11 protein-coding genes are annotated in these 11,876 nt (G+C 47.6%); all 11 read right to left on the bottom strand.

The features are described 5' to 3' along the window. Nucleotides 1-6: 6 nt before the first annotated feature. The 11 genes from NST44_RS05445 to NST44_RS05395 all read right to left on the bottom strand — a co-directional run bounded on the left by NST44_RS05445 (nt 7) and on the right by NST44_RS05395 (nt 11,861). Nucleotides 7-933: a YybS family protein gene (locus tag NST44_RS05445; protein WP_260842986.1), complete on the bottom strand. Its 927-nt coding sequence runs from the start codon at nt 931-933 to the stop codon at nt 7-9. Then, entirely contained in the window at nt 930-1,232 is a 303-nt protein-coding gene (locus tag NST44_RS05440; RefSeq protein ID WP_028406241.1) for a MazG-like family protein, read from the bottom strand. The genes NST44_RS05445 and NST44_RS05440 overlap by 4 nt, the downstream gene beginning before the upstream one ends. Before the next feature lie 231 nt (nt 1,233-1,463). Next, a complete protein-coding gene (locus tag NST44_RS05435; protein WP_007129204.1) occupies nt 1,464-1,907 on the bottom strand; it encodes a CBS domain-containing protein in 444 nt (147 codons plus the stop codon). 242 nt (nt 1,908-2,149) lie between these two features. Then, nucleotides 2,150-3,136 carry an LCP family protein gene (locus NST44_RS05430; protein ID WP_007129205.1) on the bottom strand — a complete coding sequence of 329 codons (987 nt, stop codon included), beginning with the start codon at nt 3,134-3,136 and terminating at the stop codon, nt 2,150-2,152. A 215-nt stretch (nt 3,137-3,351) separates the two neighbouring features. After that, nucleotides 3,352-4,350 (bottom strand): D-alanyl-D-alanine carboxypeptidase family protein, encoded by a 999-nt coding sequence (locus NST44_RS05425; protein WP_007129206.1) that lies wholly within the window; start codon nt 4,348-4,350, stop codon nt 3,352-3,354. Nucleotides 4,351-4,789: 439 nt separating this feature from the next. Continuing rightward, complete coding sequence (locus NST44_RS05420) at nt 4,790-5,755, bottom strand: ABC transporter ATP-binding protein (RefSeq protein ID WP_007129207.1); 966 nt, start codon at nt 5,753-5,755, stop codon at nt 4,790-4,792. Then, a complete protein-coding gene (locus NST44_RS05415) occupies nt 5,755-6,729 on the bottom strand; it encodes an ABC transporter ATP-binding protein (RefSeq protein WP_007129208.1) in 975 nt (324 codons plus the stop codon). Before NST44_RS05415 ends, NST44_RS05420 begins: the two co-directional genes overlap by 1 nt. A gap of 11 nt (nt 6,730-6,740) precedes the next feature. After that, nucleotides 6,741-7,664: an oligopeptide ABC transporter permease gene (opp4C, locus tag NST44_RS05410; protein ID WP_007129209.1), complete on the bottom strand. Its 924-nt coding sequence runs from the start codon at nt 7,662-7,664 to the stop codon at nt 6,741-6,743. A 12-nt stretch (nt 7,665-7,676) separates the two neighbouring features. Further along, nucleotides 7,677-8,639: an ABC transporter permease gene (locus NST44_RS05405; RefSeq protein ID WP_007129210.1), complete on the bottom strand. Its 963-nt coding sequence runs from the start codon at nt 8,637-8,639 to the stop codon at nt 7,677-7,679. Between the two features lie 66 nt (nt 8,640-8,705). Then, entirely contained in the window at nt 8,706-10,472 is a 1,767-nt protein-coding gene (locus NST44_RS05400; RefSeq protein WP_007129211.1) for an ABC transporter substrate-binding protein, read from the bottom strand. Nucleotides 10,473-11,186: 714 nt separating this feature from the next. Further along, nucleotides 11,187-11,861 carry an SOS response-associated peptidase gene (locus tag NST44_RS05395; RefSeq protein WP_007129212.1) on the bottom strand — a complete coding sequence of 225 codons (675 nt, stop codon included), beginning with the start codon at nt 11,859-11,861 and terminating at the stop codon, nt 11,187-11,189. Nucleotides 11,862-11,876: the final 15 nt, after the last annotated feature.

Here is an 11,876-nt window from a genome sequence, read left to right as displayed (position 1 = left end):
ATCACCCTATCTTTTGTTTTTACTAAACGCTTGACGAAGCGGGAACGCCAGATCCAGAATACCGATGATGATAGCCGGCGGGAACAGCACGATCGGAATGGCCGTGAGCAGCGGAAGAATCGGATGCCATTTCCGGATGTGGGCCAGGTAGTAGAAGAAGCCCAGCGCCTGAATCATAAAGCATATTTGCAGCAGCGGCGTCGCATTCGCCACGATCGTCTTCATGAACGCATTATCCGAGTTCACCGTTGCGATATTGATAAAGAAAATGATCAGGTAGTACCAAATCAGCGAACGCGGCAGCATCCACTCTCTGGCAGGCTTCAATTTCGGCACGGACAGTCCCATGCTGTTAAGCGTCGGACGAGCCAGCGAGTGCGTGATCACCGTCATCAGGAACGAGCTGATGATCATGGCGAACGGAACAAGCTGCAGCGTTCTGTCCTTGATCAGCTGCGTATCAAGTTCCGGTCCGACGAGTTGTCCGCCAAAATTGCCTTGAACCCCCATCTCGGTCAGCGGAGCAGTTGTCATCTTCACGATTTCATCCACATACGCCGATAGGTCCATCTGGAAGAAGGCCGTACTGATCATAAGCAGCAGCAGCAATTCCACCAGCATCGTGGCCACGCCGAATTTTAATACTTGCATGGCAGCCTTTCTTTTCCGGTATAGATATCCCATCACAACCCCCGGAATCGCAAAGTAAACCGCGAACAAGAGAAAAATCGGATGAATCAACAGCGCGATCAACCATACAGGCGCAATATGAAGAATAAACGATTGTGTATTTAATGCCGTAAACAGGACCGCAACCGGCAGAACCAGAAGGAATGCCGTCACAATGGAAAAGGGGGTTTGTAGAGAGAGCAGCAGAAGCAAATAAATGATGCTCCAGGCCGCTGTTGTCCAGCGTAATTTCAATATGTTCACCTCTTACGCAAATGTTCTTCGAGTGCGGATATATCCTGGTACCAATCCTCAAGCTGATGTCCTTCCTGCTTGTGCTTCCTCAATTTCTCAAGCAGGAGATCGTCCAAATCGCGATAGGTCATACCCAGCCTTCGGCCTAATATGTAGGAGCTCATCATCAGGCTTACCAAACTATCTCCAACTTTAGTAGTGCTGCCTTCCCATAGGGCTTTGAATAACCGAGATACATTGTCAATGACTTCGGTTTTCAGCCATTCAATCACTTTGGCGCGTTTAGCTACATCCAAGTCCTTTGGCATATTTGGCATATCCATCTCTCCCCGAAAACAGCTTTATTCTCCATTATAGCATAAATAAAATTCACCCACATAAAGTCCCCCGGCCCTTGGCTTGCCGGGATTCCGGCAGCTGCTTGTCATCTGCTCCCTTCTCTGTGTCTCCAATTATCCTTCTAATATTCCCGTGTATGAAAAATAGGGCGTGATACCTACGTATTCACCGCGGTTACACGCCCTGCCACTTATCCTAAATTATACCGAGGTTCGAGCCCCTTGGGACTCCAACGTCTCCTTTGAAACAAACCGCTCACAGTATTCGATAATAAGACTCCTGCGCACGATTCCGATAAAACGGTTCATGTCATCCACAACCGGCACAAAGTTCTGCACCTTTGCCAAATTGATTAAGTCTTCCATCCTGGCATCGATGGATACCGGCTTAATGTCCATTCGGAACGGTACGTCCTTCAGCAGAAATTTTGAAGCGTTCTCAAATGTGATTTTGCCATCGGAATTCTTCATGTGCCAGAGCAGATCGCCTTCCGTCACCGTGCCTGCGTACTGGCCGTTCTTATCCAGCACCGGTACCGCCGTATAACGGTGGTATTCCATGCGCTCCAGCGTTTGCCTTAGCGTGGAATCCAGGGTGAGGCAGACCACTTCCTGTTTCGGTAATAGAAAAAACGCGATATTCATAATGCCTTATCCTCCTTATGACCTTTCCCATCCCTCAGAATTAAGGCCATTTAAGTAACCTTGCCCATGTTGGTTGGACAAGCAGGTTACTCCTCTCTCCTACCCACTATCATACATACGCAGCCCACCCGTGTCCCGATTCATAAGCATCAGGACACAAAATCAGCAGCCAGACAATCCGGACTGCTGATTATGGTGAGAAACGCGTGTTAGGAACGTTCCGGACGATGCCGGTCTATAGTTTACTGCAATTTTTGCTTCTCAGCATCCTTCGGCTTCAGCAGCTGGTCGGATGGAGTATCCGGGTTCATCCAGTTGTCAATCATGTCTCTAGCTTCTTCAACATCCTCCATGTCAGGATCGTTGTAATAGACCCCTCCAATTCGCATGCCTTCTCCCATGATCGTAAAGCTGGTCATATCGACTTTAGGCCCGGTCAGCATTTGCTTCGCCAAATCAATAATGAACTTGGGCTGCATATCCGTCTGGAAGTTGTCACCCATGATCGCGATCAGTTCAGGTACCTTGCCAATCTGATCAGGCTGCTTCAGCCGCTTGGCGGCCATATCCAGAAATACCTGCTGGCGTTTAGCCCGGTTGAAGTCGCTGTCCTCCCGGTAACGGACGTAGTTCAGCGCTTCCTCACCGCTGTAAATCGGCTTGTTCGCCTTGACCGTAAACTTCTCGTGGTCCTTGCCCTTATTGACGATATCTTTGCCGATCGGCAGCTCCACGCCGCCCATGGCGTCCACGACATCCTTCAACCCTTGGAAGTTAATCGACGCATAGTAGTCGATATCTTCATCAAGAAATGCCTCCATCGTATCTTTGGCCATCTGGTGGCCGCCGAATGCAAAAGCATGGGTGATCTTGTCTTTCTTGCCCTTGCCGATAATATCGACATAGGTATCCCGCGGAATCGATACAAGGAGTACCTTGGATTCTTTCGGACGGACCACGGCGTAGATCATCGTGTCCGAACGCGCGGGTTCGTCCTCTCGCTGGTCACTGCCCAGCAGCATGACCGAGAAAGGCTTGCTTTGGAGCACGACAGGCTCCGGTTTTTTGTCGCCTTGCAGCGGCTTATATGACTTTTGCAGCGAGTCCTCAACGTCCTTCGCCATAAACAGATCGAAAGCAGCTACGATAAGCTGGGTACGGAATAAGTAGGCTGACGATCCGAGGAGGATGAGAACTGCCAGTGTGATATATATTGATTTCCTCTTCATGAGATTAGATTCCTTCTTTATTATAAAATAAATTGATGAATGAGTCAGTTCCAATCAGGGGCAGTATGCTCCCAAAGCAGCTAGGCTCACCCTCCCTTCCTTATATAAACGGGATTGAATCCCGTTGACGCATGGCAACATCATGCGTGTTCAGAATTGGCACACCATCTATTGTAAACCACATCCCTGTCGGATGTGAACCCTCTCACTCACTTTTACAAACTTGCCAATTGATGTGAATCCTTAGAATTGCCCGGTGTATACAAAAGAGCAGCCGTTGTTCCCGCATTGAGAAACCAATCATCCAGCCGCTCTTTCCATGTTAATGTTTTTTTGAATCCATAGTCAAACAGCTTGCGCGTCGCCTCGAACCGGGCTTCCTTCGAATCAGTTCCCATGACGACTGCAATAAGCCGGCTGCCCTGCTTTTCGGCCGTTCCGGTGAAGCAATAGCCCGCCTTAGGCGTATATCCGGCCTTTAGTCCGTCGGTTCCCTCATACGAGTAGGGTCCGCCGATTGAAGGCAGCATCCAGTTCGTATTGCTTAAATATAATCCTCGTCCACTGAGCTTCATCTGCGCCTTGCTTGAGGTGGTCAAAATGTCCGGATGATGCTCAATCAGATGGGCGGCAAGCTTCGCGGTGTCCACGGCGGTCATCATGGTCTCATCGTCTGGTGACAGCGCTTGTGAGAGATTCGAACCGCTCTCCGCACCGGAAGCATTGGCAAATCTCGTTTCGCTCGACAATCCGATCTCTTTCGCCTTGGTGTTCATTCGATCAACGAAGGCCTTCTCCGAGCCGGCCACATGCTCCGCAAGCGCAACGGCCGCGTCATCAGCGGAATAAACGGCCATGCTCTGAAAAAGCTCGCGCACCGTCAGGGTCTCACCAGGCTTCAAATCGATATTGATGCCCTGGACATTACCCGCATTGTCGCTGATCACGACTTCATCGTCCCACGCTCTTCTTCCGGATTTGATTTCATCCAGAATGACCAGCTCGGTCATCAGCTTGGACATGCTTGCAGGGGGCAGCGGCATATCCCCGTTTTTGCTCAGCAAAATATGGCCTGTCGTGATATCCATCAAGACGACCGCTCTGGCGTCAACTCTCGGTTTAAACGCTACCCGTTCTATATTTAATATAAATACGGCCACGAGGGGCACAATTATCAGCAACACGAACCCAATCCAAAGCCACCGTTTATTCATCGATTTCGCCCTCCATAATAATAGACGGTTCAAACGGTGTTTTGGTCTGCGTTTTTTTCAAAAAAATTTAAGGGAATTTATGTATATTCCGTGAACTTCCGTACTTCTCTCTATCCCAGTCTCTATTCTTCTAACCCTCTCCCAATTCTCCCTAACTCGGCGAAAGAGCTTAACCTAGGTAGCAAATCCTAGGAAATATGAGCTTGGTTTGTTATAACAGCATGGAACGTTTACCTTGCAGGCAGCATATAACGGAGGCAACTAAATCAGTAGTTGCATGCATGGATCCTACTAAAAAAGGACTTCCTGTCAGTCTTTAGACTGAAGAAGTCCTTTTTGGATTCTGATACCGTAATAAAACAAGAGGATTTTGTCAGAATCGGGTTAAAGCGCAAGTCTTATATAATGAGAACCTGTTAAGCCGATTTTCGTTTGCACCTTATGCGTAGTGGCAAGCCACAAAGTGATCATTGCCGACATTACGGTATTCCGGCACCTGCTGCTTGCACAGATCGGAAGCAAGCGGACAGCGGGTGTGGAACTTGCAGCCGGACGGCGGATTTGCCGGGCTCGGAATGTCACCCGTCAGCACGATGCGTTCACGCTTCAGCGTCGGATCCGGAATCGGAACGGCGGAGAGCAGTGCCTTCGTGTATGGATGCAGCGGGTTGCGGAACAGCTCTTCCTTGCTGGCCATCTCAACCATCGATCCGAGATACATAACCCCGATCCGGTTGCACAAATGCTCGACAACGCTAAGATCATGGGAAATGAACAGATACGTGAGCTGCTTCTCGCGCTGCAGGTCGCTGAGCAGGTTAATAATCTGCGCCTGGATGGACACATCCAGCGCGGAGACCGGCTCGTCTGCAACGATAAAGTCCGGATTCAGAATGAGCGCGCGGGCAATCCCGATCCGCTGCCGTTGTCCACCGGAGAATTCATGCGGATAACGCTCATAGTGATACGCGGCAAGCCCGCATATTTCCAGTGTCTCAATGACCTTATCCTTGAGCTGTCTGCGGTTTACAAGACCATGGTCGATGAGCGCTTCGCCAATGGCTTCCCCTACCTTGATTCTCGGGTTCAGCGAGCTGAACGGATCCTGGAATACGATCTGCATCTTCGGCCGCATCGCGCGCATTTTTTCCTTGGGCAATGCATGGATGTCCTCTCCGTTGAACAACACTTTGCCGTCCGTCTTCTCGAGCAAGCGGAGAATCGTACGTCCGATCGTGCTCTTGCCGCAGCCGGACTCGCCTACAAGTCCGAAGGATTCACCCTTATTAATGGTGAAGCTGACGCCGTCGACGGCTCTAACATCACCGATTCGGCGCTGGAGTATGCCGCCGGTAATGGGAAAGTATTTTTTTAGGTTATCAACTTCAAGTAGTGCCTGACTCATTATGCTTTCCCCTCCTCTTCATACAACCAGCAAGCGACCTTATGGCCGTTCGGATCGGTACCGAGCGGAGGCTGTTTCTCTTTGCAGATCTGCATGCAGAATTCGCAGCGATCATGGAAATGGCAGTTGTCGCCTAGATCAACCGGGTTCGGTACTTGACCCGGAATCGAATAAAGACGCTCCTGGGTCTGATTGATGACCGGCTTCGCCTTCAGCAGGCCCTTCGTGTACGGATGCTTCGGTTGCTTGAAGAGCTCGATAACCGGAGCCTCTTCAATCACTTTGCCGGCATACATTACAACGACATAGTCGGCCATTTCGGCTACAACGCCGAGATCATGCGTGATGAGCATGATGGACGTCTTGAATTTATCCTTAATGTCACGCATCAAGTCCAGAATCTGGGCTTGAATCGTCACATCGAGCGCCGTCGTTGGCTCGTCTGCGATGAGCAGCTTCGGATTACAGCTCAGCGCAATTGCGATCATAATCCGTTGACGCATGCCGCCGCTAAGCTCATGCGGATAAGACTCAAAGATTTTCTCTGCACGCGGAATGCCGACCAGGTTAATCAGCTCGATCGCACGCTTCTTCGCTTCTTTACGGTCCACAAGCTGATGAAGCAAAATCGGCTCAACGATCTGCTCGCCAATCGTCAGTACAGGGTTCAAGGAAGTCATTGGCTCCTGAAAGATCATTGCGATATCATTACCGCGGATCAGACTCATTTCCCGTTTGCTCATCTTGAGCAGGTCCTTGCCTTCATATAAAATCTCCCCGCCGACCGGGGGAACATCGATCAAACGCATCAGTGACATTGCCGTCACGCTCTTGCCGCAGCCCGACTCGCCGACGACGCACAGGGTTTCGCCTTCCCGGATTTTGAAGCTGACATCGTCGACGGCTTTCACGGTACCTGCGGAGGTTTGAAAATGCGTTTTTAAATTGCGGAATTCAACTAATTCTTTTGCCATATTCGCATCTCCTACTTCTTCATTTTCGGGTCAAGTGCGTCGCGAAGTCCATCACCGATCAGGTTGATTGCAACTACGGTAACCAGAATACACATACCTGGCGGTATCCACAGCCACGGCCGCTTTCGGAAATCGATCATATTGTTGGCGGCGGAGAGCATATTCCCCCACGACGGCGTTGGTGGAACAACACCAATTCCGAGGTAGCTCAGTGCAGATTCGTAAAGAATCGCTCCTGCTACACCCAGTGTTGCGGATACAATAATGATTGGAATCGTATTAGGAAGCAGATGGCGGAAGATTTTCCGGCGATCTTTCAGTCCCAAAGCTTCGGTAGCTTGCATAAACTCCTGCTCGCGAAGTCCTAAGATTTGACCGCGAACGAGACGGGATACACTACTCCATCCCAATACACCGATAATCAGCATCAAGAAATAAATACGATCCGAAGGCTCCACCTTCAGGTCCGACAAGATCGTACCCAAGATAATCAGGATCGGCAGTGTAGGTATTGCCATAAAGATATCAGCTATACGCATGGTCAGCGTGTCTACCCATTTACGATAAAAACCCGCTATAGCTCCCAAGGTTGCTCCGATAATTACCGAAATGCCTGTCGCAACAAGCCCAACCAAAAGAGATATTCGTCCAGCAAGCATCATGCGTAGCAGAATATCGCGCCCCAGTTTATCGGTGCCCAGCCAATATTTCGAGCTTGGAGGTAAGTTCTTATCAAGCTTATTGTAATCGTACAGGTCATAAGGTGAAAAAAATGGGCCAATAAAACAGAGCAAAAACATAAATACAACTATAAAAAGTCCGATGACAGCAAGACGGTTTCTGGCAAAACGGCGAATAGCAATTTGCCATGGGGAATCCGGCCGCTTCTTCGGAACTGGTAGATTCGTTTTTAATGGTGCAGTCTCTGCGGACAAGTGAATCTCCTCCTACTTTAAGCGAATTCTTGGATCTGCAGCTCCATATAGAACGTCAGACAATAGGTTGCCCACAAGTGTCAAAACGGATATGAATACTGTAAAACCAAGCATGAACGGATAATCCCGCATATTGATCGATTCCAGATAAACTTGACCGACCCCTGGCCAGATGAAAATCTTCTCCAGGATGATGGCTCCACCAAACAAGGATGGGAGCTCGAAACCAATGAGAGTAATGGCAGGTAGCATCGCATTACGCAGCGCATGCTTGAAAATAACCGTACGTTCCTTCAATCCCTTTGCACGGGCTGTACGGATATAATCCTGACGAATAACCTCCAGCATACTTGTACGGAAATACCGCGTCAAACTACCTGTGCTAAGCATCGTAAGTACCATAACCGGCAAGAACATATGCCATGCAATATCGATCAGTTGATCCCATGTGCTTCCGTTCAGTCCCGAAGTCTTCATTCCGCCTACAGGAAACCATCCTAAATCCAAGGCAAAAAACTTGATAAGCAGGAGTCCGATAAAGAAAGACGGCAGTGACATGCACAAGAAAATTAGTAATGTGACGATTTTATCAAACAATGAGTACTGAAACTTTGCTGAGAACACGCCAGCAAAAGTAGCTATAATCCAACTGAAAATTAAACTAAAAATTGCTACAAAAAAGGAATTCCATACGTAGTTATTCATTACGGTTGTAACTGGTTGCTTGTGCACAAGGGAATCTCCGAGATTACCCTTTATCATATTGCCGACCCATGTAAGATAACGTTCTACAGGCGGCTTATCCAAACCATAAATTTCCCGAAGCTGAGCTGCTTTTTCAGCAGTCATCGTCGGGTTGTTCACTGCAGTGATATAATCACCTGGTACCAAAGATGATATTGCAAATATGATAATCGAGATCCCGATCAATGTCGGGATAATCTGCAGCAGCCTCCGGATAATGTACTGCTTCATAATATTCCTCCCGGCTTATAAGTGCATATGCCCAGCTCTTGCGAGCTGAGCATATGTTTCTTGATGCTATTGTTCAATTTCTGCTTTGTACAGATCAATTGCAAAGTTTTTGTAAGGCGTGATGTCAATGCCTTTCAATCTAGAGTTAATTGCCCACATATCACGTCTTTGGTAGATCGGAAGATCTGGAACGTCTTGGTTCAGAATCCGATATGCTTCCGCATAAGCCGCTTTACGCTCTTCCAGGTCAAAGGCGTTCAGACCTTTCTTCATAGCTGCATCATATTCAGGATTAGAATATCCGAGGTCATTTTGCTGTCCATCTGTGATATAAACCGTGGAGTCTGGATCCGGAGTCAAGCCCCAAGCAGCAAAGAACATTTCGAACTCGCCTTTATCCTTCTTATCCATGATTGCGTTAAAGTCCAAAGTTTCAGCTGTTAATTTTATGCCCAGATCTTGGTAGTTCTTTGTCATAATCGGAATCAGTGCATCAATTACCGGGTTGTCAGCCGTTGCAGAGAAATGAATCTCGAATTTCTTGCCGTCTTTCTCGCGGATACCGTCAGCACCTGGAACCCAGCCTGCTTCATCAAGAAGCTGCTTTGCTTTCTCCATGTCAAACTCGTACGGCTCAATGCCTTCATTCGTGTAAGCCCATGATTCGCTCGATTGTGGAATATTGATTACATTCGCATATGGACCATAGATGATTTCAACAATTTCAGCACGATTCAAACCGTAGAGCAAAGCCTGACGAACTTTTTGATCTTGAAACTTAGGATCTTTATGGTTCAGCGCTACATAGCCGTAACCATTGTATGGGAACATATTATAATCCAAGAAGCCCATTAGCTTCACAGCTTCTACGTTATCCTCGCTAACGGATACCATATCCATATCGATTTCACCGGATTGGAACATAGCCAATTTGGTTTCATCAGTTGTAGTTTTGTAAATGACATTCTTGATTTTTGGTGCGCCCAAGAAATAGTTAGGATTAGCTTCTAAAACTACCTCTTGTCCAGGAGAGTAGCTTTTCAGTACATATTGACCACTGCCGATTGGTTTGGAATGCAGGTCTTTCATGTACTCCAGGTTGCCGTGCTTGTAATCTTTGCCGTAGTAGGATTCCGGAACAAAAAACACAGTACCCAGATTATCCTTAGTCATTGCATTTGCTTCTGTAACTTCGATTTCAACGGTATGGTCATCAATGACTTTAATACCGGAAATCTCGTCAGTTTTACCATCGTAATACTCTTTTCCACCTTTAACGTTAACGGAGAGAATATCGGATTGACCGTCGTAACTCTTGTCATGTAAAACTTTCATGGCGAAAGCATAGTCTTTTACAGTAACCGGTTCGCCATTAGAGTATGTCACACCCTGCTTCAATTTGAACGTGTATTTCAATTTGTCTTCGGATACTTCAACGCTCTCAGCCAGGCGATTATTGTAAGTGCCATCCCCGTTCAGAGAGAAGAAGCTGTCAAAAATGGCGTCTACAACGTAACGGTCATACGCAGTCTGCCAGTAGAATGGGTTGAACACCCCTTTAGGGGCTGTCATACCAACGATCAGCGTATCTTTGCGAGCCAGAGCATTTGCCGGGTTCGCGGAAGGATCCTCAGCCTCGAAATAACCTTGGCTCTCGTCCTGTCCTTCAGCTGGCGGTTCTGTTTCTTTGCCTTCGCCTTCGGCAGGTGGAGTCTGCTCAGTTTGCGTGTCCCCTTGGTTTGGTTGTTCTGCTGTCTGACCGCCGCCGCACGCTGCAAGAACCAAAATGGCCATGAGCATGATGGCAAGCAGTAACGACATTCTCTTCTTCATGCTAATCCTCCTCTTAAAATATAATGATGCTATAAATTATCAGGACGAATATTGAAATCATCCTTAAATAATTTCGGCCTCGGATCGGACTCGTGGATGTCAAAGCATGATGTGAAATCCGCTGAAAGATTTACAGAAAATATACCAATGGTCAATTAGTGCCAAAGTCTCTAGCAAAATCTTCTTGCCTATAAAATTAATGTTATGATACGTGTAAAATTAGGTAACGTCAATTACTTTTTTTCAAATTTCTCAAAAAACATGTTTTTAAGGTCATTTTCGGGGTTAATAAATACTTTTAATCGCTTACTTTACCCTTCGTTTACTGAAAATGTATGTAATTTCAAGTCCATTTTACATTTTATAGATAATGTTATATATACGCTTTCGACATTTGTGTCAACTTGTATTACACAGGTATATAAAATTACCCAATATCCGATTCAACGCCCTGTAACCATCTTCTTTTCTGTCAAAAATAAGTCAGAAAACATTCCATCATGATGCAATAATCCGTGATAATATAGTTGGACCTATTTCCGATGTTAAATATTGTTCTCCACTAACCAAGCAGGGCTAGGAACATAGGCCATCCGAAGTTGTTCCAGATCGCCCGCCTCAACAAAAAACAACCCGGGATCGGTTCCCGGATTGTTTCGATTGCTGCAGTTCATAGCGTCTGATCAAGTACATGAAAGACTTCATACTTACGAACTAAACGCTTTTCACCCATGCCCGCTTCAAATCCATCTCCTCGATGCACTGCTGGTGGTCATGAGAATCATCGGCGATCAACGGCGTGACCGGATATATCCGCATCGAACCCCGGTATGTTCCAAGCAGTGGTTGCAGTGCACGCACTCCCTTTAGCTCTGGATCCAACCACTTCTCCATGCTTTCCTCCGACAAAATCGCCGGCATACGCGCGTCGAACTCCCGGATCGCCTCGTTCGCTTCCGTCATAATCACCGTGCAGGTTCTCATTTCAACACCTCTTGCATCCCGCCATGTTTCATACAATCCGGCCATGCCAAAAATCTCGTTGTTTCCAACCACAGTCCGAACCGCGTAGCTTCGCTTCCCTACGGTTCTCCAGTAATACAAACCATTGCAGGGAATGATACACCGACGTGTATCAACGGCTCTGCGGTAAGTAGGATTCTGATCCACCGTGATCAGATCCGCATTCACCGCGTCCTTTCCCCAGTAAGGGACCAGTCCCCAACGATACTCGTCAAGTGCCCTTTCTCCTCCCTCCTGGACTACTACAGGCACAGACTGCATCGGGCTAATATTGTAGCGGCTCTTATAGTAATACATCACGCGGCTGATTCCAAAATAGCTGTTCACTTCTTCAAGACCGGCGGAAATGGAATACCTTCTGCACATAGACATACCTCCTTT

Origin of the sequence: Paenibacillus sp. FSL W8-0919 (assembly GCF_038003785.1) — a bacterium.
Classification (GTDB): domain Bacteria; phylum Bacillota; class Bacilli; order Paenibacillales; family Paenibacillaceae; genus Paenibacillus_AQ; species Paenibacillus_AQ lactis.
This window is presented reverse-complemented; position numbering and strand designations above follow the sequence as displayed.